Raw genomic sequence first — 25,613 nt, forward strand, 5'->3', positions numbered from 1 at the left:
GGCTTTGGTGGTGAGCGACCCGGGGATTGTTGCCGCAGGGCACACAGAGCGCGGGATGGAGTCGTTGCGGAAGGCTGGCATTGAGCCGTTTCTGTTTGACGACGTGCATGAGAATCCCACGACGGTGGATGTCGACGCGGGGCTGGCGGTCGCCAAGCGGTATCAGCCGGAGGTGTTGATCGGCTTTGGCGGCGGAAGTTCGATGGATTGCGCGAAGGGGATTAACTTCCTCTACACCAACGGCGGAAGGATGCAGGACTACTGGGGGACCGGCAAGGCGACTCGCGAGATGCTGCCGATGATCGCCGTTCCCACGACGGCCGGCACCGGTAGTGAAACGCAATCGTACGCGCTCATCACTGACGCCAAGACGCACGTCAAAATGGCTTGCGGCGATAAAAAGGCGTCGTGCAAGTTGGCCATCCTCGATCCGGAGTTGACTGTTACGCAGCCGGCGAAAGTCACCGCGCTGACGGGCCTCGACGCCGTCGTGCATGCTGTCGAGACGTACGTTACCAAGCGGCGGAATCCCGTGTCGCTGGCGTTTAGCCGCGAGGCGTGGCGATTGCTCGAAGCGAATTTCACACGCGTGTTGGAGAACCCCGGCGATCTTGAAGCCCGGGGCGCAATGCAACTCGGCGCGAGCTTCGCGGGCTGGGCGATTGAGAACTCGATGCTCGGCGCGGCGCACGCGTTGGCGAATCCGCTGACGAGTCATTTCGAGGTGCCGCACGGCCTGGCGGTGGGGATCATGCTGCCGCACGTGGTGCGTTTCAACGGCGCGCAATGCGGTCATTGGTACGGCGAGTTGTTGCACGCGAGCGTGGGCGAAAACGGAGCGCCGCTGCCAGAAGCCGGCGCCGCGGGGCTGGCGGATTTCATCGCCGAACTGGTTCGCCGCGCCGAGTTGCCTACCCAACTGCGGGAATGCGGGGCGATCGCGGAAAAACTCCCGGATTTGGCGGCGGAAGCGGCGAAGCAGTGGACCGCAGGCCATAACCCGCGTAGTGTTGGTGAGGCGGATATGCGGCAGTTGTACGAGGCCGCCTGGTAGTTACGAGACATTCCATCAAATAGAGCCGGAAGCGTGAGCGCCCGGAGCGCACCACGCAGGAGCGCTGTTGTGGCACGGTCTCCCGACCGTGCCACTGTGCCGACCGAAGGTCTCCTGTTCTGAATAGCCGTGGTACGGTCGAGAGACCGGGCCACAACACAGTGAGATCACGACGCAGGAGCCAGCCTATATGCCGCGACGCACTGAGCAGATTTCGATCAGTCGACGTCAAGCGCTTGGCGCATTGGCAGTCGGTGTGCTGGGCTCGCGTCTTTCGTTCGGCGGTACGCCGGCCGGAAGCGATCCGCCCACCAATTGGCCGCTGTTTCGTGGCGATTCGCTCTCGTCGGGCGTTGCCAAAGCGCCCCTGCCGGAGAAGTTGGAACTGCTCTGGAAGACGACGTATCCGGAAATCGGCTTCGAAGCGACGGCCGCGATTGTGGACGGCGTCGTCTATGCCGCGACGCTCGACGGCAAGCTCGTGGCGTTGAATCTCGCCGATGGCGAAGAACGCTGGCGCGCGCAAGGCGCGGAGATTGGCTTTACCGCTTCGCCGGCATTCAGCGCTGGCAAGATTTACGCCGGCGACGCGGACGGCAAGTTCTACTGCTTCGACGCCGCGAACGGCCAGGCGATCTGGCAATTCAGCGCGGAAGCGCCGATCGACGCCGGCGCGAATTTCTACCAGGACAAGGTGCTGTTCGGCTCCGAGGACGCGACGCTCTACTGTTTGAACGCCGCCGACGGAACGGAAGCCTGGCGGTTTCAGATCGGCGACCAGATTCGCTGCTGCCCGACGATTGTTGAGAATATCGGCTTTGTCGCGGGTTGTGACGGCGCGCTGCATTTGATCGATCTCGACGTCGGCAAGGAAACCAAGAGCGTGGCGATTGATGCTCCTACCGGCTGCACGCCCGCGGTGCTCGGCGATCGCATCTACTTCGGCACCACGGCGGCGACTTTTTTCTGCATCGATTGGCGCAAGGCCACTGAGGAATGGCGTTTCACCGCGCCGCGCCGCAGCACGCAATTCCGTGCCTCCGCCGCGGTGGCTGAGGACATCGTCGTCGTGGGCGGGCAAGATCGCACGGTGTACGCGTTCGAACCTTCACAGGGGACGGAACTCTGGAAGTTCGCCGCCAAGTCCCGCGTCGATAGCTCGCCCGTCATCGCTGGCGACCGCATCTACGTTGGCTCCGGCGACGGGCGATTGTATGCCCTCGATCGCAAGAGCGGCGAAGTCCGCTGGGAGTACGAATCGGTCGGCAGTTTCAACGCCTCGCCCGCGGTCTATGGAGACAAGCTCGTCATCGGCAACACGACGGGGGATTTGCTCTGCTTTGGAAAGAAGGCGTGATGCCGTTTTGAAATGCAGAGGCGCGGAGACTTAGAGGGAGAAGTAAATGATGAATGCAGAACGATGAATAGGAGCGAGATTGCTTACTCGTTTCTTCACTGAAAACTGAACACTGAAAACTTTAAACTTCCCTGCCATGTCCACCGAAGCTACCAAAACTGAAGTCGGCAGCTACTTCATCTCCAACTACCCGCCCTTTTCGCAATGGTCGCGGGAGCAGGTGGATGATGCGCGGGCCGCGATGGCCGCGCCACCGGCGGACGTGCCGCTGGGATTGTACTTGCATATTCCGTTCTGCCGGAAGCGATGCAAGTTCTGTTATTTTCGCGTCTACACCGACAAGAACGCCGGCGATGTGGAGACCTACGTCTCCGCCTTGTCGCGCGAGATCGAATTGGTCAGCAAGCTGCCGGTGATGGGCGAGCGGCCGTTCCGCTTCGTGTACTTCGGCGGCGGGACGCCTTCGTTCCTGAGCGCCAAGCAACTCACGTCGCTCGTCGATCGCTTGCGAGCCAACATCGATTGGAGCCTGGCCGAGGAAGTCACGTTCGAATGCGAACCGGGTACGCTTTCCAAGCCGAAGATCGAAACACTCCGCGAGTTGGGCGTGACGCGGTTGAGCCTCGGCGTGGAAAACTTCAGCGACGCGGTGCTGGAAGAAAACGGTCGCGCGCACCTTTCGGGCGAAGTCTACAAATCCTGGGAATGGATCCGCGAACAGCAATTCCCGAACGTGAATATCGACCTCATCTCCGGGATGGTCGGCGAGTCCTGGGACAATTGGCGCGAAAACATCCGCCGCACGATCGAGCTGTCGCCGGATAGCGTGACGATCTACCAATTGGAACTGCCGTTCAACACGGTGTATTCAAAGGACATCCTCGGCAACCAGATTGAAATCTCGGTCGCCGATTGGCCGACCAAGCGCGATTGGCTGAACTTCGCCTATGACGAATTGATCGGCGCGGGCTATGCCGTGTCGAGCGCTTACACGCTGGTCAAAGACAAGAGCAAGGTGAACTTCAGCTACCGCGACAATCTTTGGCGCGGCTCGGACTTGCTGGCGACGGGCGTGGCGAGCTTCGGGCATGTCTCCGGCGTCCATTATCAGAACCTGCCGGAATGGGGCGACTACGTCGGGACGTTGGAGCGCGGCGAGTTGCCGCTGCACCGCGCGATGCGCGTCACGCCGCACCAGGCGCTGGTGCGCGAGTTGATCCTGCAGCTCAAGACCGGGCGCCTCGAAGCGGGCTACTTCCGCGACAAGTTCGGCGTGGAGATCGCCGAAGAGTGGCGCGAGGTTTGGAATGAATATGTCGAGGAAGGTTACGTCACGGTCGACGGCGATCGCATCGAATTGACGCGTGCCGGCTTGCTCCGCGCCGACGGCCTGTTGCCGGCCTTCTTCGAACCGGAACATCAGGGCGTGAGGTACACTTGAGGCAAGTCGGAACGAGGAGCCCGGAACGGATAACTAGCTCCGGGGTCAGTGGCCTGGTTGTTTTCTTCATCTCAGAAGGAACCACGAAAGACACGAAAAGCACGAAAATGTGGCAGTGCGTTTGACAGCTGCGGCGATCTATCCATTGCCAGCCGTCAAACCGGCATCCGGTAGGTGCTTGCAACGCAAGCCAGCTCCCCACCGTTTGTTCGTGCTTTTCGTGTCTTTCGTGGTTGCCACCGCGTGTGAGACAATTCCTTCGTGTACGACTTGCCGCCATCCGCCCGCCCTGCGTTTTCTTGGCGCGCCTTGCTGCAACTGTTGCGGCTGCCGAATGTATTTACGGCTTTCGCGGACGTGTTGCTCGGCTACTTGATCACGCATGCATCCGTCGATGACGGAATCACCTGGGGACTTTTGCTGGTCGCCAGCGGGTGCTTGTATCTCGCCGGCATGGCGCTGAACGACGTGTTCGATCGCGAGATCGACGCGATCGAGCGTCCGCAACGACCGATTCCCTCGGGACGGATTGCGCTGCGTACCGCTGCGCGAACGGGTTGGGGACTGCTGGCTGCTGGAGTGGCATGTACGGCGGTTGTTGGCTTGCGCGAAAATCAAAGCGCGATGTTTCCCGGTACGTTGTTGATCGGCGGGGCGTTGGCCGTGATGGTCGTGGCGTACGACGGCTACTTGAAGCGCACGCCGCTCGGCCCTGTCGGCATGGGCGGCTGCCGCACGCTGAATGTGATGCTCGGCATGAGCGCCGCGCCGCTCGACGCCTGGCATCCCATGCATCTTTGGATCGCCGCGGGACTGGGCGTGTATGTCGCCGGATTGACCTGGTTCGCACGGCAAGAGGCGACGACGAGTCGGCGACCCCAACTTGCGATGGCGGCTTTGGTGATGCTCGGGGCGCTCACGGCGCTGTCGCAATACCCGCGCACGACGGACGAACTGCTGCCGGCATTCATGCGACCCAACTACGCGGTCGCCGAGACCTGGCGTTGGCATGCGCTCTGGCTGGCGAGCGGCGCCCTGATCGGGCATCGGCTGCTGCGAGCGATTCTTTCCCCGACGCCGCGCCACGTGCAGTTGGCGGTCAAGTCGTCGATTCTGGCGATCGTGGTGCTGGATGCGATCTGCTGTCTTGGCGTCTGTGGTCCGACGCCGGCGCTGTTGATGCTATTGCTGCTGGCGCCGGCGCTTTGGTTGGGACGCTGGATCTATTCCACATAGAGCGGCAGGCTACAGAAAGAGCCCGCAACATCAGCGCCTCGAGCGCTGTCGCTGCGAGCTCAACGTGCGCGTACTTTTCGTCCGCTACTTTCGTGAGGCCGGGGGAAGTGCGGCCGGGCCCTGAAAGCGCTTTGGCTCAGGTTTTTTCAACTCGCCGAGCAGCCAGGTGAGGTCCTTATTTCCCGGGTCCAGCGCAAGTCCCTTTTGGCAATCGTCGATCGCTTTGGGGGTTTCCTTGGCTTCCATGTAAAGCTTCGCACGTTCCAAGTAGGCGTAGTGCGACGGCTTGATCTCCAGGCACTTCGTCAGCAACTCCATGCCCTTGGCGTTATCGCCCGTGGAAATCGCCGCCATGGCGTCCTTGAAGACGATCAATTCCTCCGGCTCCACGGAACCGCCACAACCCGAGACGGCCACAACGACGCCCAGAGACAACATTCCCAGGAATTGGCGCCGTGTGGCGTTAATAGCTACGCATCGCATGAAAGAACGAGTCCTCCGAATGACAGGAACGTGAGGGGCGACTGCGCGCGAATCACGGATCGGCCTTGATCGTCAGGAGGTCCGCTCTGGACCCCATCCGACTCCAACTGATCAGTTCAATGGTGTCGTTCTGGAACTTCACCGAGCCGTCGCCCATGCAGACGAAGCAGCCGCCGTTGTGGGCGCTGCCGAAGGCGATTTCGGTAGTGGTGCTCATCGGCACGCCCGTCGAGCCCAGAAACTCCGAGCCGTCCACTCCGTCGTTCAGGTCGGCGTCATCGCCGCCAATCGCCCAATGATCCTTGCGACCTCCCGGAGGGTAAACCTGACCTGGTTGAGGGCGCCCGCCGCCGCTCACATCTTCACGGTTCAAGTAAGGCTGTCCATCGGGGAGCGCCTCGCCGACGACAATCGTGTTCGACATGCCGTCCTTGATGTTTTTGATCCCGACGATCGTGCTGGGGCCTACCGAGGCATTCAGGCCAGAGCTATGAACCCCCAGCAGAATTCCGTCCTCATTTAAGAATGCGCACTTGACCACTGCCTTCGTGCGTTTATTGATGCCATTCTCGTCGTTGGTGAGAGTTCCTGAACCGCAGCCCAAGTACGTTGAAGGCGCCCGCATCGGCAACACCCAGTCGTCTGCGGAGGTGTTGTAAATGTTGTCTGGAAACGGAGCGCTCGGGCACTTGTAAACGGGGAAATGGGTTTCGCAGGCCGTCATCATCGGCGTTCGCTGTGCGGCCGGCGTGGCGCGGCTGGAAAACGCCCACTGCATCTGCTGACTGCCTTCGCCGAGATCGAAGCGGAAGTTCTTGAAGTGCGAGTTCTGCTCCATGTACGGCAGCAGATAGCCCGACCAGGCGCAGCCGACCGACTGGTAGATGCCGATCGGGAAGTTCTTGTGGGTGTTCTCGTAGTTGTGGAGCGCCAAGCCGATCTGTTTCAAGTTGTTCTGGCACTGCGCCTTGCGGGCGGCTTCCCGCGCTACCTGGAGCGCCGGCAACAAGAGCGCGATGAGAATGCCAATGATGGCGATGACGACCAACAGTTCGACGAGCGTAAAGCCCGACCGACGTCGCGAAACCATGAGTTCCTCCTGCCTTCTTCTCGAATCAGCAAATTGTTCCTCGGCTCGACCCACGCCGAACACGTTGACAATCCGCAACCAGCCCCTCGGGAAAAACAGAAACACACTGGCCGACCATGCTTGCGAAAGCGTGGTGGTCGCGGGCGCGACGAAACCTCTTGCTCCACACACCACGTCAAACTCTGGCACGCGTCCTGGAACACGGAGCAGGACGCGCCTCAGGGGTTGACGGCCGATTTGCCAAACTGCCTTTTCGCTGGGAAAAACGCTTGACGTTCCCGGGCGATATAAGTCCGGCAGCCGCGCTCAACGCGCGGCTGCCGGTTCTCTTTCAGTATAACGATCTAACGAAATTCGTCCTGACTTGGTTTCGGAAAACCAGGCCAAGAATTCGAATTCCTACCGGCGACGCCGCGTGAACCATCCTGCGACGATGGCCCCCAGGCCCAACAGCCCGAAGGTCGACGGTTCCGGAACCGCGTTCGCCCCCGGCACGGCGCCGAAGTTGTTGCGAACGTTGTTCAAGTCGGTGATATCGACATCGTTGTCGCCATCGGTGTCGCCCAACCCGTTTCCGCTGAAATTGTTGCGGACATTGTTCAAGTCGGTAATGTCCACATCGTCATCGTTGTCGGTGTCACCCAACTGGCCCGGGTCGGTATCCGGCGTGAAATCATCGATTTCCACGAAGCTGGCGGCCGCTGGCTTGCCGGCTTCCAGAATCTGCAAGGCGAAGCCGTCCGTGGAGTCGCCCAACTTGAAAAGCTTGCCAAGATACAACGAATCGCCCGGCTCCAGCAGGAACGATCCGTTCAGATTGGTCTCGGTCAGGTTGCCTGTCGACGCGTTCACATTCGTCAACCAGCCGGCGCCGGCGTCGCCGGACGATTGCAGACTATCCCAATTGGCCGGCAACAAGCTGCCGCTGGCGGAAGTGATCGTGTATCCCTTCAGATCGAGCGGCTTGTTCGAGCCGTTGACCAACGCGACATCGCCGTCCACGCTGTCGATGACGACCTTGAACTTCGGCAGCGCATCCGCCACCGCGACATTGTCGATCGCCCACCACCAATCGTTCTCGGCCCGTTCGAGACCAAAGTCCAGCTTCAGCGTCGTGGCGCCAGCCGGAACGGTCAAAGGAATGGTGATTGAGTCGTTGGTATTGTTGTCTTCCCGCATCACCGTGCCGCCCATCGCGGCCGCTGGGTCGGACGTCCAACGGAGAATCTCGACATTCGCCGCGCCACCCCAGCTCGCCCTGACCACGGGAGACTGATCGTTGTACGCGTCGGCATTGTCATCCGGCCCCTCGGGACGGAAACTCGAGTCGTACGTCAAGAACAACTTGCCAGGGCGGAACCCGGCGACGCTGAACGTCGGCGTCGCCATGCGGGCGTTGTAGGTGGTGGCAGTGCTCGTGATGGGATCATGCGCCTGATCGTCCCATTCGTCGGGGTCGGCCACGGCGACATTGCCGCTCGCTCGGTCGAAGTCGGTGCGGCCCTGATCGTCTGCCGTGGTCCAGAACTCTTTGCTGGCGAACGACCAGCCGGCCCACTCGGTACGGCCGTCCCGCAGGTCGTCGCCGCTCAAGGCGCCCGGGACTCCGCTGTCGTCGACGGTCCAACCGGCCGGCGGGACGTCGGTCCAGCCGAGCAAGTCAACCGGAATGGCTTCGTTCACTGCCGGCTTCAGCGTGACGCCGTCGAAGTCTTCGTAGAAAAACGTGGTGCCGTACGAGGTGGCAGGCGAGGCGCTGAGCCACGCCGCCAACGCCGCAGCGGCAGCGTTGCGTTTTCTGGAAAGACGAATGATCATGTTGCGATCTCCTGGATCGATGGTTCGTGTCGTTACGTGGTGCGTAAGGAATGATGTTGATGATCGATGAAAGACACTCGCGACGCGGTTAGCGACGAGCGCCACGACGACGCAACAAGGCAAAGGCCCCTAAGCCGCAAGCAGCCAAGGCCAACGATCCTGGTTCGGGCACGCCCAATCCTGGCGTGGCGTTATCGGCGATCAACTTGAAGTCGGCGAGATCGATGATGCCGTTGTAATCCGCATCGCCCTTGGCGAAGCTCGCCGGGGTGCCGGCGCCGGTGCCCGTGGAGAAGCCGACGTTGGCATTCCAGAGGGCATAATCAGCAGCATTCGTGACATTGTCTACGTTCACGTCGCCCGGGACGAGAGTCGTGGTGATCTCGGAAATATCCAGGCCGCCGCGACCTTCTTTCAAGATGGTGAAAACTTCGGCTGGCGTCAGCACGCGGCGCCAAATGCCGATGTCATCCAAGTTGTGGCTCAGCGTCGGACCGTACGCTCCGGTGCCGTCTTGCCCGATATTCGTGTTGAATCCCAAGGCAGTCGTGTCGACGTTGCCAGCGCTCAGGCTGACCGAGCCAACCTGAATGCCATCGTTGTAAAACGTCGCCAGGCCGTCGCGATCATGGGTGACGGCGATGTGGTGCCACTCGCCCGCGGGCAGTGCTCCCCCGGTGAAGTTGCGACGGGAACCAGCCACTTCCGTGGCCCAGTTCCAGTTCCAACCATCGTTGTCCGCGAAGATCAACCAGCCTGGATTGCCGCCGCCGGCCCAGTTCTTGTTGCTGATGAACGAGGGGTCGTCAATTTCCGGGCGGACGTCGTCGTTGATCCGCTGGGCCCAGAGCGTGACCGAGAAATCGGTGCTGGTGCCGAACGAAATATCGGACAACGTGTTCACGAGTGAGACGTATTCGTTCGACGTGCCGTAGGTCAGGTCGAGCGAGCCGGAACCGATATACGGATCGCGAGTCACTTCGTCCGCGTTCGGACCAGGCAGGTAGAACGCGCCGCCCGGACCGGCCACGGCGTCGTTGTTGCGTGGCGAAGAATCGTTCGTATTGCCGTCCAGCGCCAAATGTACGACCAGGTTGTCCTGAAGCGCTGCCCGGAGGGTGGTCGTGCCCCCGGCGACGACCGCCAGTCCCGCCGCGGCGAGCATGGCCAACCAAGCTGTCTGTCTCATGTGTGGTGCTCCTGATGAGATGAAAACGTCCGCTCTGATTCACGTGCCGGCGTTCGCAGGCTGAGATGCTTCTCTCGACGAAATGCATCGCCGGCAGGTCAACGTCCAGGCCTCGCTCGCATTCGCTACCGACTTCCCTTGTTCTGTTGAACCGATCCCAGGTGGTGTCCGTAGTGCCTTCCGAGTCCGCCTGTGAGCCTCACAGGATAACGGGGAAATGCCTGGTCCGCGGTGTGTTTTGCGTTAAGCCTTTGTCAGCAAAGGTTTGGAGCAGTCACCGCGCGGATTTCTACCTAGGTTGCGCTATCATGCGATGGTAGTTGGGTTTGGGGGCTTTACAATGAATAATCGCGCAACCCGGATATGTTTTCGCGAACGCCCCCGCTCCTTCGGGGTCCGTTAGCGCCCTCGGAATGACGACGTTCCAAAGTCATGGGAGCGGCTTGGTGGCGCCACGGCTGAGCGGTAGGATGCGCGCCCAATGTTCGCAATTCTGTCCTCGCCGGATGCCTTGCTCATGTCGATCGCCAAACTCATAGATCATTCCCTCTTGCACCCGACGTTGACCGACGCCGAAATTCGCGCCGGCTGTGCCGTCGCGCGGGAACACGGCGTCGCCAGCGTCTGCGTCAAACCCTACGCGGTGCCGCTGGCGGCGGAATGCTTGCGGGGTTCGACCGTGGCTGTCGGTACGGTGGTGGGATTTCCGCACGGAAGCCCGTCCACGGCGACCAAGGTCTTCGAAGCGGAACAGGCCTGTCGGGACGGCGCTACCGAGCTGGATATGGTGATCAACGTGGGCAAAGCGCTCGGCGGAGATTGGCCGTATGTGGAGGAAGATATTCGCGCCGTCGTCGCCGTGGCGCACCGGCTGGGTGCGATCACCAAGGTGATCTTCGAGAATGACTTCCTGCCGAACGAGGCAATGAAGGTCAAGCTCTGCGAAATCTGCGCGCGAGTCGGCGCGGAGTACGTGAAGACCTCGACCGGATTTGGCTTCGTGAAACAGCCCGACGGCCACTACAACTACGTGGGCGCAACAGTGGACGACGTGCGATTGATGCGGGAGCACTCGCCCCCGCACGTGAAAGTCAAAGCCGCCGGCGGCGTGCGCAACTACGCGGACGCGGCGCGAATCCGCGACGCCGGCGCAGAACGCATCGGCGCAACGGCGACGGTCGCGATTGTGCGCGAAGAGCGGGAAGCGCTGCGTTAGACCTGCGGAACAATCTTCATTTAGCCGAGACGTCAAGCATGTTCGCGCGCTGCAGTTTTCGCGTCGTCATCCTATTGTGCCTCACGTGGAGCGATCCAACGGCGCGTGCGGCGGACGTCACTCCGTTGCCGCGGGCGCACGCGCACAACGACTATGAGCACGAGCGCCCGTTGCTCGATGCGCTGGACGAAGGCTTCACGAGCGTCGAGGCGGACGTGTATCTTGTCGAAGGCGAGTTGCTCGTCGCGCACAACCCCGGCGACGTGAAGCCTGAGCGGACGCTGGAGCGCCTGTATCTTGATCCGTTGCAGGAACGGGTTGCGCGCCATGACGGCTCCGTGTACGCCGAACCTGCGCCGTTCCTGTTGCTGATCGATTTCAAATCCGAAGCTGAATCGACGTATCAAGCCTTGGCGGCGAGACTCGATAAGTATCCGAAGTTGTTCACCCGCTGGACCAGCGAAGGCCGCAGCGAAGGGCCGGTCATGGTCGTGATTTCAGGGAACCGGCCGATCGAGACGCTGGCGAAACAATTGCCGCGCCAGGCTGGCATCGACGGGCGGCTTGCCGATCTGGAAACGGAACCTCGCGCTCGTTTGATGCCATTGGTAAGCGATCGCTGGGGCGCGCATTTCACCTGGCGGGGCGCCGGCGCGATTCCGGACGGGGAACGCGACAAGCTGCGCGCGATCGTGCAAAAAGCCCACGATCGCGGCCAACAAGTGCGGTTTTGGGCCACCGCCGACACGCCGGAGATGTGGGCGGAATTGCATGCAGCGGGGGCCGATTTGATCAACACCGACGATCTCGCCGGATTGGCCGCGTTTCTACGCAGACGTCCTTAGTCGGCTCCGTCCGTCCAGTTAGGGCGGCATTTTCGTGGCGAGACCGATCGGTCTCGACTACATTCAACGTTGCAAGTCCTCCGCCTTTCGGCAGTTTGACAATTCCGCGAATTCACCGCATGGCACAAGCTCATTCCACGATGCTCTCACGTCGGTTGCTGCCGCGATGGTTTGCCAGCGTCGTGTTGGTCTGGCACGCGCCAAGTCTTGGCCGTGCTCAGGAACACGAACCGAACAACCTGTTTGCGGACGCCCAGGTGATTCAGGGCAATGACAACGGAGCGTCGCTCGTCGACGCGGGACTGGAGTTGCTGCCCTTCGAGCCTTTGAAAGGCATCAAATTCGAATTCCATGACCTGTTGCCGGGGCAAGTGAATCATCACGAGTTCAATTTCTGGCCGCCCGGATTTCCCGTCGCCGCTTACATCGACAACCGAATCGGAGGAGGCGAGCCCGATACGGTGATGCGCGGGCTCGATACGTCGGGCAACGAAATCGAATTCTCCGACGACGGCAGCCCGTTGGGCGGCCCCCGCGCATCGGGCTTTTTCACTACCGCGAATGAAGACGGTTCGGTGCGACTGGAAGTCACTGGCTTTGCGGACTACGACTTCGACGGGATCGATGACATCTTTGAGACGCCGCATGAGGTGTCCGGTGAATATGCGATCGTATTGAAGTCCGGACCGTTCGGCGATGTCGACTACTATCGCTTCGTCGGACTTACCCCGGGAACGCCCTGGAGCGCCGAAACCCTGGCCGGGCCGTTTGGCTCGCCCCTCGACACGCTACTGACGCAGTACGATGGCGCGGAATTTCTGATGGCGCAAAACGACAATGTTGATCCCGCGAACGGCAACTACTTTTCATCCTTAGACGGCAGCGTTCCGGCTAGCGGCGAGGTGATCCTCGCCATTTCCGTCTCTGTGGATCCGACCAACGTTGGCGCACATCGGTACGCGGGCGACTACGGTTTGCGATTCCTCTATCAGCCCGTCCCGGAGCCAGGAGCGCTGGTTCTGGCGGCCGTGGCCATCGCCGCCATTTCAGTGCGTCGGCGGGTTATCTAGCTGCCGACGTCGCGCTGCCAATCGCCGGCCCGCAAAGTCACCCTAATTTGACTGATTAAATCAATCGTTAGGGTCGATACATGTTCGGACACTCTGCGGAGTCGGCGCGCGCCCCATCGCGCTGCCGGCAACTGGGAGGACTGGGCAACCTGACGACTTTCGCCGCGTGAATTAACTGATGCCGGAACTGGGCCTGCAAATCCGCTTCGCGCTACTGGCGATCCTGCTGGGATCTGCCGGCGTGGGTAGCGCGCAGCCGCCCGCCCGGCCGAATGCCCCGGTCAGCGCACCGGCAGGCAAGCCGCCCACCGATCCGAAGCAAGTTCTTCGACTTCCGCCGGTCCAGCCGGGCCGTCCCCAGCGGCGGCCGATCGTGTTGGGGCTCCCGCGGGCGGAAACCGACGCGGCCGGCGAACTGACCGATGTCCGCCCTGACGTGCATTATGGAGTCCCAGCGCCCAAGAGCGAGATCTCGGCGAACGGGCCCGGAATGACCGCCTCCTGGTCGGACGATCCGCAATACGGAAGGCCAGTGTTTCGCCGGCTTTGGGATTCGCCCGGCGCAACGCAAGTCAGCGCTCAAGGTGCGGCGCCGATGGCCCTGCCATTGCCCGAGCCGTTGCCACCCGGCAGCGTCGAATACGGTCCGCTGCCGCTGGGCGAAGGTGAAACCCTCGTTCCGGGTGAGCTGGGCTACGACGGCATTTACGGTCCGGAAGCGGACCCGTGGGCCGATCATCCGCCGTGCGGCGGCTGGCGCAAGTTTGGCTGCCCGCATTGCAGCCCGATCGAGCGTTGGTTCGGATCGGCCGACGACCCCAGCGACTCCGGCCTGGGTCAAGAGCGCGTGATGCTTGCTCCGATGGAGATTGACGTCTCGCAGCCGTTCAATAACCTGCGGACACGCGTCGATTGCGCTTACAACCTGGAACGCCCCGACCGCGCCGAGTATTTCTGGGCGCGGCCAAGTTCGTTGACCGGCTTGGGACCGAGCATTCCGGAGCGCTCGGTCGACTACCAGGACATCCGCTTCCAAATGGAATTCGGCGGACCGAAGTTCTCCGCCGCGACGGACATTCCGATTCGCATCCTCGACCCGGATTTGAATCCGAATACGGCCGGTTTCGGCGATATGAATCTGACCACCAAGCTCGTCTTGATCGACGGTAAACGCTGGCAGATCACGCAATACTTCCGCACCTATTTCAACACGGGCTTTTTCCCACGCGGTCTCGGTACCGGGCATATCTCGATCGAGCCCGGCTTCCTGGCTCGGATGAAGTGGAGCGATCGCACGTATTTCCACAGCGAAATCAAATTCTGGGTGCCGACGCCTGGGCATCTCGATCATGCGGGCGAAGTGTTGAAGTTCGGCGCCGGCGTGAGCCATGTCTGGTTCGAGACCGACTCGTTCGCCGCGATGCCGACCTTGGAGCTCATCGGCTGGTCGGTGCTGGACGGTTTGGAAACCTCGTATCCCGGCGGCGTACCGGTCGAAGTCGATCCGGAAGGCATCCTCAACATCCATCCCGGCATCCGCTTCGTCCGCGACGCGGACAGCGACCTGGGACTCTTCGAGCTGGGCATCGGCGGCGGCGCGGCCGTCACGACTAATCGCTGGTACGAAAGCCTCCTTCGCATCGAAGCGCGGTTCTCGTTCTGAGCGGCGGCGTAAGGCTAAGTCGGGCGAACACTAGGCCGTAGCGCCAGCGAGGGAGAGTTGACTCAGCGTACCGTTTGGGATGAAGCTCTCGGTTGCGCCTCGACTACCCAACTTAGAGTTTCATCTCAAGCGGGGCCCGACGTCTCCTCTCCCTCGCTGGCGCTACGGGCTAGTGTGACTCTTTTTCTCAAATTGCCTGACCGGACCTTTGCGGGTTGCCGGGAAGTGTGTTGCGCCTCGCGCCGATACTCCTCATAGCAAGGTTTTGAGTAATCAAAACCATGAATTCCTCAGCCGCGCGACGATCACTACTTCAGGATCGAACCGCGGCCCGGCGCAAGGATGCCCACGATGCGTGCCATATTCTGCTTGCATTGGATTTCCCAACGCGTCGTGTTGCTGAGTGCGCTCGCGGGTACGGTTGCGATGTGTAATGCGCAGACTTCGCAAGCTCAATGCGAAGATTGCGACGGCGACGAATGCGGGGATGAACCATCGTCGTATGGCCCATGCGCCTGCAAGCCGCGCGGGACGCTGTTTCAATGGAGCTACGGCACCAGCTTCGGCGGCGGACCTCCGGGTCCGGACGAAGGACTTGTCTCCGATCGGCCCGACTTCACCGAGGCCAGCACTACCGTCGGCCGGGGCGTGTTTCAGCTCGAGTCCGGTTATACGTACTTCCAGGATGAGGCGGACGGAACCGAAGTCCGCACGCATTCGTTTCCCGAAACGCTATTTCGCTACGGCGTGTTGGCGGATTGGCTCGAATTGCGGCTGGCCTGGAACTACGGCGTGGAGGATACGCTGACGCCCGGAACGCCGACGAGCAGCATCAACGGCGCCACCGATCTGTATCTCGGCATCAAGCTCGGCCTCACGCCGCAGGAGGGCATCTTGCCGGAGATGGCACTGATGCCGCAGTTGACCGTGCCCACAGGCGGGAGCGCGTTCACGAACGACGAGACGCTGCCGGGCTTGAGCTGGCTGTACGGCTGGGACGTGAACGACTTCCTCTCCACGGCGGGCAGCAGCCAGATCAATCGCCGCATCGACGACGGCAGCGGAGACGAATACCTCCAGTATGCGCAATCGTGGACCGTCGGCTATACACTCACGGAAAAACTCGGCGCGTACACGGAATGGTTCGCGTTGATTCCCTCCGGCGCGGAGACGCTCAAGGCCGAGCACTACGCCGACGGCGGTTTCAGCTACCAGTTCACGAACAATTTCCAGGTCGACATCCGCGCCGGCGTCGGCCTGAACGAGGAAGCCGAAGACTTCTTCACGGGGGCGGGGTTTGTGATTCGGGTGCCGTAGTTGGATGCCGGCAACTGCGGCTCGTGCAACGACAGGTCTGGCGAATGACAAGAACTGCCGCGCGTTGGATGCGAAATCCTTGACCTGGTTTTCGCCCTCCGATAGATTCGACGCCTGAGTTGTGGTCCAAAGCGGCCGGCCCTGTTTAGCACTTTCAAGTTGCGAGGCGACTGATGGGATTCACCGAGTTCTCCGGAAGCAAGTGGGAAAAGGAATGCGTCGATGCGATGGAAAAAGTGCTGAAAGAAAAGCAACTGAACATCGACATGTGGAAACGCCTCAAAGCCGAAACTGAAAGGCCTGGAGAAAAAGGATGTGGAGGCGTTGGTGGCGGCCAAGAAGAAGGAGGTCGACGCCATTAAAAAGGCCTGGGGATCCGTGAAAGAACCCGAAAAGGAATACGTCGCGCTGATCGACAAGGAACTCGCCGAGGAGATGAAGGCGATTAAGCAGATGCAGCAGGCGCTGGACAAGAAGAAGGAGACGCTGGAAGCGGAATTCAAGCAACAGGAAGACGCTTGCAAAATGGTCTACAAGGGAATGGGCGGCCTCCGCACCGTGTTTAGCACGTTGCACCGCACCGCCGACGAGGTGCTGAAGTTGCTGGAGAAGCATCTTGAGACGATGAACTAGGGAGCGATGTTAAGACGCTGCCGCGCAGCCCGTCGACCAGCGGTCGAGACGTCAGTTCTGTCGGAACGCGATCACTTGATGTGAACGCCCAGCCAACTCTCCGGCACGCCAACCTCGCCTTCGATCGTACGTATACGTTCTGTGTGGCGTATTCGATTAGATTGCCACCAACGTCCGCTTTCCCTCGCTGGCGCTACGGGCTAGTGTAGAAGCGTCGGCGCATGAATAAGCCTGCCGCGCCGATGGCCATGAGCATCAGCGACGACGGTTCAGGCACGGCACTGAACTCGAACGACCACGAGCCGCCATTAGCGAAGCCGTTCTGCGTGTTCGTGTCGGTCTGGGCCATCAAACGATACGTGCCGGCTTCGAGCGGCAGCGTCGTCGTGGTTTCGCCGAATCCGCCATTCGTGTAGACGTTTTCCCAATTTCCGGGACTGACCAGGCGTCCGAGGTCGACGCGGCTATCGGGCGTGGCGACAAAACGCAAGAAGAAGTCGGCGAGGGCGGAGTTCTCGAAGTCCAATTCCAAACGATTCGACGACGACAGATAGCTCACGCCGTCGCCGCCTACGGACGTGAATAACCCCACGCCGCCGGCGCCGCTGATTCCTTGAGCGGAAACGGGGTCCAGATGCTGGTCCAAGCTGTATTGGTACGTGGCGTCCCAACTCACGTCGCCCAGCGGCCCGCCATCGGTGAGGCTGCCGGCCGTGGTGATCTGCGTGTCATCGATGTTCGTGTAGGCCAAGGAATCCGTCGTCGTGGTGACACTTCCCACGTAGCCAAAATCAATCGTGGTCCACAGCAATGAGGACCTGCTGGTGATCTGCACGTCAGCCTGTACCGGCGACGCGATTGAAAGGAAGGCTGCCGAAAAGGCGACGAGGAGGAGTTTTTGCACGAGGTGATCCCTGGTGTGATTCTTCGGGTCGGCGGAGAATGAAACGTACCGACGGTCGACCCACCATATACGATCTACGCGCTAGCTATTTGCTAGCAGGCGCAAGCCGGATTTCCACACCTCGACCGCGAACGCCGGCTGACGAACGTCAACACTGCCGCACCGATTGTGAGTAGCGACCAAGCGGTTGGTTCCGGGACTTCGTGGAAGATGATTTGGCCTTGGTCGCGGATTCTATAGAACACTTCCAGTTCCGTTCCGTCGGCCAGCGTGCCGCGAATGTACTTTACGTTCGGATTGTCGTCATCTTCGGCGTAATGAAGCCCCGTACCGTAGATGCGGATGATACCACTGTCGGCCGCGACAATCGTGTCGATCAAAACCCCGCCGCGTACGGTCAATTCCGATTGGCCAAATACTTGGACAATATACGTGGAGCCGCCGTTCAGCAACGCACGACTGCTGCCTTCTGTGACGAGTCCACCTGGTAAAATGCCGGCGTGCATGACGAAGCTGGCGTCGTCAAACAATCGGACATGGCTGGGGCTACCGCCGGTCATGACGGTTCGAGAATTCCCATATCCAGCAACGAGTAGGACGTCAAAACGTCCTGAAACGATGTCCATCCGGCTGGAATCCAGCAGCCTGAAGCCTTCGAGCATTTCTCCGCCGCGGAGTTCGATTCTGGAACGATCTCTCGCCTCGCCCGAGAAACTAACGGTGTTGATGCGCCCGCCGCTGAGTACGAGCGTTGCGTCATCATTCAAGCGTAGGCCAATATCTTCATCCTCGCTGCTGAGCGACCCTCCGCGCATGTCGATAATGCTCGATCCGTATGCGTCAATCGCCAACGTCTCGCTCGTCACAAGAGCTCCATCCAAGACTGTCAGCCGTGTGGGCGGCGATGTCCCGTCGACCAGCGTCAACGACTCGTTAAAAAACGGATTGCTCGCATCCAACACGGTATCGACGTCAATCGTCGCGGCAATGGACTGTGCGGAAATGGAAGCGGCCAGGACGGCGGCGAGCAATCGGATGAGCTTGATTGTGGGCGTGAACATCCCAAAACTCCGGACTTAGGCCGTTGAGCGCGCGTCAACTGATGGCAGCGAATTCCATCCATACCGTCGATGGCGTGACGGCCGTGCATACGTAACCGTAGTAGTTGTCGGATGACGGCGACGAAGTAGCAGCACTGCCACTCCGATGGCCAAGAGCGCCCAGGTGGCTGGTTCCGGGACTTCGTGGAAGATGATTTGGCCTTGGTCGCGGATTCTATAGAACACTTCCAGTTCCGTTCCGTCGGCCAACGTACCGCGAATGTACTTTACATTCGGATTCAGGTCGTCTTCAGCGTAGTGAAGTCCCGTACCGTAGATGCGGATGATACCACTCTCGGCCGCGACGATCGTGTCGATCAAAACACCGCCGCGAACGGTTAATTCCGATTGGCCTTGCGCAATTGCGATGTAGGTGTATCCGCCGTTCAGCAGCGCGCGGCCGCGGCCGTTGATAATCAGCCCGAAGTCGAGGATGCCGTCGTGCATGACAAACGTGGCGTCGTCGACAAGTTCAATGTCCTCTGCTCGGCCACCATTCAATACGATCCGGGAGCCATGGAATGCCCGGCTATAGCCTGACTCGCCCCCGTCAATCCAGGCCCGACTGACGCCGTACGTATGCACGGCTCCCCATTCACCACCGGTAACCACAACGCGGCTCATATCGCGCGACTCGATCAATTCCGCAACTCCGTCAGTCATATAGAACAAGGACTGGTCATGCAGAAGAGCCGACCGTCTGTATCCGCCGATGCGTCCGCCCAGCACTTCAACAACGCTGTTTCCAAACGCGTCGATGCCAGTTTCCACTTCGCCACCGCCGGGCGACCAGCCAATGACTGCACCATCCAATACTGTCAATTTCGTTGGAGGCGAAGCGCCATCGACGACAACAATTGATTCGCCCGGGAACAGGTGTCCCGGACCAAGCACCGTATCAATGTCGATCGTTGCCGCAGCGGCGGTCGTCGGAAATAGCAACGCGAGGGCAATGAGTCGGCACAGGCGGTCGTAAATGAGCTTCGACATACTTCACACCTCGAGGCGGCTACGATTCGCGTTCCGGCCGGAACCACGTTGAACAGTCGCCGCATTGTAACCATATGGGACGACTGACGCACGGAAATGACCGCCGCGGACCGGCCAGGTTCCGCGAATTTGTGGGTCCTAGCGTACGCTATTTCAGCCCCCCCCGTGTCAGAAACCCCGGCCCGACGTGTGTATCTTGAAGGGAACGCCCAGTCCGCCCTTTGAGACGTGCGATGCATGACTTGCCGGATACTCGACTTAGCCTGCTGGCCCGGTTGCAGGATCGGGGGGATCGGCTGGCTTGGGATGAGTTTGTGCGGGTTTATGAGCCGGCCATGTATCGGCTCGCGCGGCAGCGGGGTTTGCAGGACGCCGATGCGCGGGATTTGACGCAGGACGTGCTGGGGGCGGTGTCCGGGGCGATTCATCGTTGGACGCCGGGCGAAACGCCGGGGGGCTTTCGGGCGTGGCTCTACACCATTGCCCGGAACCTGACCGTGAACGCGCTCACGCGTGGCGGGCGACATCGCGGGGCCGGTGATACCGCGGTGTTCGACATATTGCAGGCGACGCCGGACGACCGCGCGGAAGCGACGCAGTTTTCGATCGAGTACCGACGTCAGGCCTTCGCTCAGGCGGCCGAAGCGGTCCGCGATGAAGTGCGCACGTCGACGTGGCAGGCATTCTGGATGACCGCCGTCGAAGGAATGGAGATCGCCGCGGTCGCCGCGAAGTTGAACGTGAGCGTGGGAGTCGTTTACGCCGCCCGCAGTCGCGTGTTGGCGCGGCTGCGGGAAAAGGTCGAGCAACTCGAAGGAAATTAGCGGGGCGAATATGGCCATCGATCAAGCACATCTCGCACGCGGCACGATCGACCGTTTTCTCGCCGGCGAATTGCCTGGCGACGATGAAGCGACCGTGATCCGGCATCTCGATACCTGCCCGCGGTGTCAAGGCGAACTGGAGACCTCGGCCGGCGCGCCGGCCTGGTGGGACGAGGCGAAGGAGTTTCTCAGCCCCGCGCCGGAAGGAGGACATGGTGACGATGGAGACTTCGACCCGCACACGACCGGGCTCGATTTCCTCGCGCCAAGTGACGACCCGGCGATGCTGGGGCGGATCGGCGTGTATGAAGTCGTCGGCCTGATCGGTCGCGGCGGGACCGGCATTGTGATGAAGGCTTTCGAGCGCTCACTCAATCGCTACGTGGCGATCAAAGTGCTCGCTCCGCATCTGGCAACCAGCGGCGCGGCGCGGAAGCGGTTCGCCCGCGAGGCACAAGCCGCGGCGGCCGTGGTGCATGAACACATCGTGCCGATTCATGCAGTGGACGAACATCAGGGGCTGCCGTATCTGGTGATGCGCTACGTGCCGGGGCGTTCGCTGCAAGAGCGGCTTGCCCAGCGGGGCACGTTGGAACTGCCGGCGGTGTTGCGCATCGGCATGCAAACGGCGCTGGGGCTCGCCGCGGCGCACGCGCAGGGGTTGGTGCATCGCGACGTGAAGCCGGCAAACATCTTGCTGGAAAGTAACGTCGAGCGCGTGATGCTGACCGATTTCGGTTTGGCCCGCACCGTCGACGATGCCAGCCTGACATGTAGCGGGGTGATCGCCGGCACGCCGCAATATATGGCCCCCGAGCAAGCGCGGGGCGAGGCGATCGATCACCGCACCGACCTGTTTAGTTTGGGCAGCGTGTTGTACACGATGTGCGCCGGGCATTCGCCGTTTCGCGCGGAAACCACGATGGGCGTGCTGCACCGCATCTGCAAAGAAACGCCGCGCCCTTTGCGGGATTTGAATCCGCAAGTTCCGGAATGGCTCGACCGCATTGTGCGGCGCTTGCATGCCAAGGATCCCGCACGGCGATTTCAATCGGCGGAAGACGTCGCCGAAGTGCTGGGCAAGCGGCTGGCGCTCGTGCAAACGCCTGGGATGAGTTGGCGGGATCCCTGGTGGCAGGGGGTCGTCAACAGCGTACACGATTGGTTCCGCGTCGCGCCGTGGCGGCGTGGCGTGCTGTCGACGGCGACGGTGCTGATGTTGTCGCTCGTCGCGGCGCAAGTGACTGGCGTGGTTTCGCTACGCAACATCTTCAAGGGCGCCACGACGGCAAATCAAACAGACAACGAACCCGCGGCGAAACCTGCGCCGGCTTCCGCTGTGGATGCTTTGGCATGGGAAGCGATCGCCCGCGAGACGGCGGAGCTTCGCGATGAAGTCGCCGCGATGGAAAAGTCGCTCGTCGCGCCGAGCGCGGCGTCGCCGGATGCCTGGCAGATCGAGATGGAGATACTGCAATGGCAGTTGCCGGCACTGGAGCAGGAGTTGATGGAATCGGACGAATCACGCCCTTAGCAAACGAAGCTGCGATTACTTTTTTTCTGGAGCAAGGAGAACGAATCATGAACAAGAGGTGGATGTTCAGTGGTCTCGTATTGGCCGGCATTTCCGCCGCTGCCGTGGGTTGGCAATTCGCCGGGGCTCAATCGTTCGGCTCGGCCGAGGCACCGCCGGCGCCGTCAGCCGACCCCGCAGCCCCCGTAGGGGCGCCGGGAGCGCCGCCCGCGGCTGGGGTTGGGGCCGGCATTTCGTTTGGTAATCCGCCGAGCGCCGGCGGCACGATCACATTAGTCGCCCCTCCGGGCGAGCTAAGCGGTGGAGGTGGCACGATCTCATTCGGCCCTCCAGGCGGCGCTCCGGGCGGAACTTCCTTTGTCGGTCAACCTGCTTTCGTCTACGGCTTTGGCAGCGGGGATGCGGATTCTGAGCTGATGCAATTGCAGCAGACGGACGCGGAGTTGGAAGGGCAGATCCAGCAGTCCGTCAACGCCTATGCGACAGCGGACCTGGACGATGCGATGCGCGGCGACGTGCGGCAAAAGATCGCCGAGATGTTGGACAAGCAGTTCGCTCTGCGTCAACAACGTCGTGAGCGTGAGATTCAGCAGATCGAGGATCGCGTCAAGAAACTGCGCGAGGCGCTCGGCAAGCGAGCCAGCGCCAAGGACAAGATCATCGAGCGCCGGATCAATGACCTGCTGAGCGATGCTGAGGGCCTCGGTTGGGGCGATGCTGGACCGGGGGCCGGCAATCCGTTTGGCGGCGGAAGTCCGTATCCCGGCGGCCGTGGCATGCTTAGAGGTAGCAGTCCGTATGGCGGGCCGCCCAGCGGCGGAAGTCCTTACGGCGGTGGCGGCGAACGTCCGCCAGGTGGATATGGCGGCCGTGGCACCGGCGGCGGCGGATACGGTCGCGGTGGCGGCGCGGCGCCTGCCGCGGATGGCGGTGACGGGAGCGCGGATGGAGTTGCCGGCGAAGGAGGACGCGGTCCCGCTCGCGAGGAACGCTAGTTAGTCGGCAAAATCGTACCTTCCGGACCCAGGGAAGGCCTCCGATGACTTGGAGACAAGTCGTCGTGGGTGGCCTTCCCTGGGCTTTTTTCGCAATTACGCTTCTGCGCGGCGCCGCTCGGCGACCTCTTTCTGCGGTCATTTTTCTCTGGGGCTTTGCAACTTCGTTGCCGCGGGGCATATTGCAGTCGCGTAAACTTGAACGCGACTGGGCAGGACCGAATTGACCCGGGCGACGACACCTCGGAGTTCCGCATGTTCACGCAGGCCAACCGCGCCATTGCGATTACGACCCCGTTGGGTCCCGACAAGCTGCTGCTGGAGTCCTTTCAGGCCAGCGAGGCGATTTCGCGCCCGTTTCGCTTCGAATTAACAATGCTGGCTCAGCCGGACACGGTGGTGGATTTCGACAAACTGTTGGGGCAAGCGGTCACCGCCCGGCTCGATTGCGACGCAGACGTGAAGCGATACTTCAACGGCGTTGTGATTCAGCTTGCCGAGGCCGGCCAAGTGAAGTCGTCGGAGAAAGGGGACGTCTTCCAGCGGCATTGGGCCTTGGTGGTTCCCAAATGGGAGTTGCTGCGTCACCAGGTTCGTTCACGGATTTTTCAGCAGCTCACGGTCGTGGACATCCTGAAAAAGGTGATGACGGGTTTTGAAGTCTCTTGGGAGACGCAGGGCACGTTCGAGCCGCGCGACTATTGCGTGCAATACCGGGAGAGCGATTTCGATTTCGCCAGCCGGCTGATGGAAGAGGAGGGCATCTTCTACTTCTTCAAGCACGCCGACGGCTCGCACAAGATGGTAGTGACGAACAGCAGCCAGTCGCACCCCACGCTTGCGCCCGAAAGTGTGGAGTACACGGATTTCGTCGGGCTGCGCGATCGCCGGTCGCACGAAGACCGCATCGTCGAGTGGTCGAAGACTCAGGAACTCCGGGCCGGCAAGACGACGCTTTGGGACCATACGTTCGAAATGCCGGACAAGAATCAGGAAGCGACCAAGCCGGTGCTCGAAAGCGTCGCCGTCGGCACGGTGACGCATAAGCTCAAGGTCGGCGGCAACGATCAGTTCGAGTTGTACGATTTCCCGGGCGGCTACGCGGGACGCTTCGACGGTATTGCGCCTGGCGGCGCGGAGCAGGCCGCGAAGCTCAGCAAAATCAGTCCGGACGGCACGCGCACCGTCGAGATCCGGATGCAGGAGGAAACCACCTCGGCCCTCCGCATTCAAGGCGCGGGGAATGTCCGGCCGTTCAGCGCGGGCGCCAAGTTCGACCTGGCCGAACACTACAACGGCAACGGGAGCTACATCCTCATCGAGGTCCAACATTCCGCCAGTCTGGAAGGGACGTACACGACGGGCGAAACGGTGAACCTCATGTACCGGAACGAATTCGCCTGCATTCCCGCGGCGCTGCCGTATCGGCCGCTGCGCGCGACGGCGAAGCCGAAGGTGTTCGGCACGCAGACTGCCGTGGTGGTGGGCGGCGCCGGACAGGAGATCTTCACGGACAAATACGGCCGCGTGAAGGTGCAGTTTTTCTGGGATCGCGAAGGGAAGAAGGACGCCAATAGTTCGTGCTGGATCCGCGTCGCGCAACCCTGGGGCGGCAAGCAGTGGGGTGGATTCTTTTTGCCGCGCGTCGGGCACGAAGTGCTGGTGGACTTCCTGGAAGGGGACCCCGACCAGCCGATCATCGTGGGGAGCGTGTACAACGCCGAGAACATGCCGCCGTACGTGCTGCCGGACAACATGACGCGAAGCACGATTAAGAGCCGCAGCACGCTCAAGGGCGCGGAGGAGAACTTCAACGAAATCCGCTTCGAGGACAAGAAAGGATCGGAAGAGGTTTACATCCACGCCGAAAAGGATTTTAACCGCGTGGTCGAAAACAACGACACGCTCAAGGTCGGTTTCGAGAAGAAGGACAAGGGCGATCAAACGATCGACATCCACAACGACCGCACGATCACCGTCACCGAAGGCAATCAACTGCTAACCGTGAAGCAGGGCAATCGCACGGTCAATGTCGATACCGGCAACGACGCCCATAAAGTCGCTAAGGGACATCGCACCGTTGACGTGGACACTGGCAACGACACGCAAACGGTCAAGACCGGGAATCTCGCGGTCAACGTCGACACCGGCAACGAAACGCACACGATCAAAACCGGCAACCACGATTTGAAGGTCAACACCGGCGCTGCAACGACCGAAGCGGGGCAAAAGATCGAACTGAAAGTGGGAGGCAATTCCATCGTGATCGATCAGCAAGGCATCACGATCAGCGCGATGAAAATCTCCATCACTGCCCAAGGCAATTTAGAACTTTCGGGAACGATGGCCAAACTTTCGGGCGCCGCAGAGGTCTCCATCAAAGGCGCTATCGTACTCATCAACTAAATATGTTCGTTACCCTGCAAATCACTTCCGGGCCGCTCACAGGTCGCAAGGCGCACTTGCGCGCGGGACAAACGCTCAAGGTCGGCCGCACCGAATGGGCCGACTTCTCCGTACCGCCCGACGCGCAAATGGCCGAAGTGCATTTCGCTTTAGCGTGTCACGCGGGCGCCTGCACGATTCGCGACTTGAGCGCCACGACGGGCCTGACCGTCAACGGTGCGAAGGTCTCCGAGGCCGTCGTCCGCGCCGGCGATGTGATCGAGGCCGGCACGACCAAGTTCGCGGTGCGCATTGAAGAGCCAACGTCGGCGGGCGGCACAGCGGCGGCGACCGCAGTGGGCGTAGGCGCGGTGGCCGTGGCGGTCGGAAGCGTGGGAGCAGCCAGCAGCGGCTACGAAAAAATCGTTACGCCGCTCGCCATCGAAGTCTGTAAGCGATTGTCGCTCGA

23 protein-coding genes are annotated in these 25,613 nt (G+C 61.2%); 16 read left to right on the forward strand and 7 right to left on the reverse strand.

Annotated features, from left to right (window positions below; translation table 11 throughout):
- From SGJ19_01895 to SGJ19_01910, 4 genes are all read left to right on the forward strand, one after another.
- A partial coding sequence (locus SGJ19_01895) for an iron-containing alcohol dehydrogenase (protein ID MDZ4778989.1) occupies positions 1 to 1,054 on the forward strand: 1,054 nt, incomplete at its 5' end.
- A gap of 190 nt (positions 1,055 to 1,244) precedes the next feature.
- Complete coding sequence (locus SGJ19_01900; protein ID MDZ4778990.1) at positions 1,245 to 2,411, forward strand: PQQ-binding-like beta-propeller repeat protein; 1,167 nt, start codon at positions 1,245 to 1,247, stop codon at positions 2,409 to 2,411.
- 136 nt (positions 2,412 to 2,547) lie between these two features.
- On the forward strand, positions 2,548 to 3,852 hold the full coding sequence (locus SGJ19_01905; protein ID MDZ4778991.1) for a coproporphyrinogen-III oxidase family protein: 1,305 nt from the start codon (positions 2,548 to 2,550) through the stop codon (positions 3,850 to 3,852).
- 261 nt (positions 3,853 to 4,113) lie between these two features.
- A complete protein-coding gene (locus SGJ19_01910; protein ID MDZ4778992.1) occupies positions 4,114 to 5,088 on the forward strand; it encodes a UbiA family prenyltransferase in 975 nt (324 codons plus the stop codon).
- Positions 5,089 to 5,172: 84 nt separating this feature from the next.
- Here the strand turns inward: SGJ19_01910 and SGJ19_01915 are convergent, their stop codons facing one another.
- The 4 genes from SGJ19_01915 to SGJ19_01930 form a co-directional block, all read right to left on the reverse strand.
- Positions 5,173 to 5,571 (reverse strand): hypothetical protein, encoded by a 399-nt coding sequence (locus SGJ19_01915; GenBank protein MDZ4778993.1) that lies wholly within the window; start codon positions 5,569 to 5,571, stop codon positions 5,173 to 5,175.
- Between the two features lie 52 nt (positions 5,572 to 5,623).
- Positions 5,624 to 6,661 carry a DUF1559 domain-containing protein gene (locus SGJ19_01920; GenBank protein ID MDZ4778994.1) on the reverse strand — a complete coding sequence of 346 codons (1,038 nt, stop codon included), beginning with the start codon at positions 6,659 to 6,661 and terminating at the stop codon, positions 5,624 to 5,626.
- Positions 6,662 to 7,060: 399 nt separating this feature from the next.
- Positions 7,061 to 8,479: a PEP-CTERM sorting domain-containing protein gene (locus SGJ19_01925; protein MDZ4778995.1), complete on the reverse strand. Its 1,419-nt coding sequence runs from the start codon at positions 8,477 to 8,479 to the stop codon at positions 7,061 to 7,063.
- A gap of 88 nt (positions 8,480 to 8,567) precedes the next feature.
- On the reverse strand, positions 8,568 to 9,668 hold the full coding sequence (locus tag SGJ19_01930; GenBank protein MDZ4778996.1) for a LamG-like jellyroll fold domain-containing protein: 1,101 nt from the start codon (positions 9,666 to 9,668) through the stop codon (positions 8,568 to 8,570).
- Between the two features lie 481 nt (positions 9,669 to 10,149).
- On the opposite strand from SGJ19_01930, the gene deoC reads away from it, so the two are divergent.
- From deoC to SGJ19_01965, 7 genes are all read left to right on the forward strand, one after another.
- Positions 10,150 to 10,884, forward strand: a complete 735-nt coding sequence (gene deoC, locus SGJ19_01935; GenBank protein MDZ4778997.1) for a deoxyribose-phosphate aldolase — start codon at positions 10,150 to 10,152, stop codon at positions 10,882 to 10,884.
- Positions 10,885 to 10,922: 38 nt separating this feature from the next.
- Positions 10,923 to 11,729: a phosphatidylinositol-specific phospholipase C/glycerophosphodiester phosphodiesterase family protein gene (locus SGJ19_01940; protein MDZ4778998.1), complete on the forward strand. Its 807-nt coding sequence runs from the start codon at positions 10,923 to 10,925 to the stop codon at positions 11,727 to 11,729.
- 119 nt (positions 11,730 to 11,848) lie between these two features.
- Entirely contained in the window at positions 11,849 to 12,799 is a 951-nt protein-coding gene (locus SGJ19_01945; GenBank protein MDZ4778999.1) for a PEP-CTERM sorting domain-containing protein, read from the forward strand.
- 178 nt (positions 12,800 to 12,977) lie between these two features.
- Positions 12,978 to 14,462, forward strand: coding sequence for a hypothetical protein (locus SGJ19_01950; protein MDZ4779000.1), 1,485 nt, complete (start codon positions 12,978 to 12,980; stop codon positions 14,460 to 14,462).
- 351 nt (positions 14,463 to 14,813) lie between these two features.
- On the forward strand, positions 14,814 to 15,779 hold the full coding sequence (locus SGJ19_01955) for a transporter (GenBank protein ID MDZ4779001.1): 966 nt from the start codon (positions 14,814 to 14,816) through the stop codon (positions 15,777 to 15,779).
- Positions 15,780 to 15,952: 173 nt separating this feature from the next.
- Positions 15,953 to 16,141 (forward strand): hypothetical protein, encoded by a 189-nt coding sequence (locus SGJ19_01960; GenBank protein MDZ4779002.1) that lies wholly within the window; start codon positions 15,953 to 15,955, stop codon positions 16,139 to 16,141.
- Between the two features lie 16 nt (positions 16,142 to 16,157).
- Positions 16,158 to 16,412, forward strand: coding sequence for a hypothetical protein (locus SGJ19_01965; protein MDZ4779003.1), 255 nt, complete (start codon positions 16,158 to 16,160; stop codon positions 16,410 to 16,412).
- 193 nt (positions 16,413 to 16,605) lie between these two features.
- Here the strand turns inward: SGJ19_01965 and SGJ19_01970 are convergent, their stop codons facing one another.
- The 3 genes from SGJ19_01970 to SGJ19_01980 form a co-directional block, all read right to left on the reverse strand.
- A complete protein-coding gene (locus SGJ19_01970) occupies positions 16,606 to 17,316 on the reverse strand; it encodes a PEP-CTERM sorting domain-containing protein (protein MDZ4779004.1) in 711 nt (236 codons plus the stop codon).
- Positions 17,317 to 17,408: 92 nt separating this feature from the next.
- Positions 17,409 to 18,377, reverse strand: a complete 969-nt coding sequence (locus SGJ19_01975) for a PEP-CTERM sorting domain-containing protein (protein ID MDZ4779005.1) — start codon at positions 18,375 to 18,377, stop codon at positions 17,409 to 17,411.
- 15 nt (positions 18,378 to 18,392) lie between these two features.
- Complete coding sequence (locus SGJ19_01980; GenBank protein MDZ4779006.1) at positions 18,393 to 19,406, reverse strand: PEP-CTERM sorting domain-containing protein; 1,014 nt, start codon at positions 19,404 to 19,406, stop codon at positions 18,393 to 18,395.
- 233 nt (positions 19,407 to 19,639) lie between these two features.
- Here SGJ19_01980 and SGJ19_01985 point away from each other — a divergent pair, with 233 nt between their 5' ends.
- The 5 genes from SGJ19_01985 to SGJ19_02005 all read left to right on the forward strand — a co-directional run.
- Positions 19,640 to 20,230 carry a sigma-70 family RNA polymerase sigma factor gene (locus tag SGJ19_01985; protein ID MDZ4779007.1) on the forward strand — a complete coding sequence of 197 codons (591 nt, stop codon included), beginning with the start codon at positions 19,640 to 19,642 and terminating at the stop codon, positions 20,228 to 20,230.
- Between the two features lie 10 nt (positions 20,231 to 20,240).
- Positions 20,241 to 21,764, forward strand: a complete 1,524-nt coding sequence (locus SGJ19_01990; GenBank protein MDZ4779008.1) for a protein kinase — start codon at positions 20,241 to 20,243, stop codon at positions 21,762 to 21,764.
- Between the two features lie 47 nt (positions 21,765 to 21,811).
- Positions 21,812 to 22,759, forward strand: a complete 948-nt coding sequence (locus tag SGJ19_01995) for a hypothetical protein (GenBank protein MDZ4779009.1) — start codon at positions 21,812 to 21,814, stop codon at positions 22,757 to 22,759.
- A 255-nt stretch (positions 22,760 to 23,014) separates the two neighbouring features.
- Positions 23,015 to 25,165, forward strand: a complete 2,151-nt coding sequence (gene tssI / locus SGJ19_02000; GenBank protein ID MDZ4779010.1) for a type VI secretion system tip protein TssI/VgrG — start codon at positions 23,015 to 23,017, stop codon at positions 25,163 to 25,165.
- A gap of 2 nt (positions 25,166 to 25,167) precedes the next feature.
- Positions 25,168 to 25,613: FHA domain-containing protein (locus tag SGJ19_02005; protein ID MDZ4779011.1), on the forward strand; the 446-nt coding region annotated here is incomplete at its 3' end.

It is taken from the genome of Planctomycetia bacterium (genome assembly GCA_034440135.1).
In the GTDB taxonomy this organism is placed as follows: Bacteria; Planctomycetota; Planctomycetia; order Pirellulales; family JALHLM01; genus JALHLM01.

Coding starts and splice junctions, on each gene's coding strand:
- SGJ19_01900 (MDZ4778990.1), top strand. CDS start 1,245: ATGCCGCGACGCACTGAGCAGATTTCGATCAGTCGACGTCAAGCGCTT.
- SGJ19_01905 (MDZ4778991.1), top strand. CDS start 2,548: ATGTCCACCGAAGCTACCAAAACTGAAGTCGGCAGCTACTTCATCTCC.
- SGJ19_01915 (MDZ4778993.1), bottom strand. CDS start 5,571: ATGCGATGCGTAGCTATTAACGCCACACGGCGCCAATTCCTGGGAATG.
- SGJ19_01920 (MDZ4778994.1), bottom strand. CDS start 6,661: ATGGTTTCGCGACGTCGGTCGGGCTTTACGCTCGTCGAACTGTTGGTC.
- SGJ19_01925 (MDZ4778995.1), bottom strand. CDS start 8,479: ATGATCATTCGTCTTTCCAGAAAACGCAACGCTGCCGCTGCGGCGTTG.
- SGJ19_01930 (MDZ4778996.1), bottom strand. CDS start 9,668: ATGAGACAGACAGCTTGGTTGGCCATGCTCGCCGCGGCGGGACTGGCG.
- deoC (MDZ4778997.1), top strand. CDS start 10,150: ATGTTCGCAATTCTGTCCTCGCCGGATGCCTTGCTCATGTCGATCGCC.
- SGJ19_01940 (MDZ4778998.1), top strand. CDS start 10,923: ATGTTCGCGCGCTGCAGTTTTCGCGTCGTCATCCTATTGTGCCTCACG.
- SGJ19_01945 (MDZ4778999.1), top strand. CDS start 11,849: ATGGCACAAGCTCATTCCACGATGCTCTCACGTCGGTTGCTGCCGCGA.
- SGJ19_01950 (MDZ4779000.1), top strand. CDS start 12,978: ATGCCGGAACTGGGCCTGCAAATCCGCTTCGCGCTACTGGCGATCCTG.
- SGJ19_01955 (MDZ4779001.1), top strand. CDS start 14,814: ATGCGTGCCATATTCTGCTTGCATTGGATTTCCCAACGCGTCGTGTTG.
- SGJ19_01960 (MDZ4779002.1), top strand. CDS start 15,953: ATGGGATTCACCGAGTTCTCCGGAAGCAAGTGGGAAAAGGAATGCGTC.
- SGJ19_01975 (MDZ4779005.1), bottom strand. CDS start 18,377: ATGTTCACGCCCACAATCAAGCTCATCCGATTGCTCGCCGCCGTCCTG.
- SGJ19_01980 (MDZ4779006.1), bottom strand. CDS start 19,406: ATGTCGAAGCTCATTTACGACCGCCTGTGCCGACTCATTGCCCTCGCG.
- SGJ19_01985 (MDZ4779007.1), top strand. CDS start 19,640: ATGCATGACTTGCCGGATACTCGACTTAGCCTGCTGGCCCGGTTGCAG.
- SGJ19_01990 (MDZ4779008.1), top strand. CDS start 20,241: ATGGCCATCGATCAAGCACATCTCGCACGCGGCACGATCGACCGTTTT.
- SGJ19_01995 (MDZ4779009.1), top strand. CDS start 21,812: ATGAACAAGAGGTGGATGTTCAGTGGTCTCGTATTGGCCGGCATTTCC.
- tssI (MDZ4779010.1), top strand. CDS start 23,015: ATGTTCACGCAGGCCAACCGCGCCATTGCGATTACGACCCCGTTGGGT.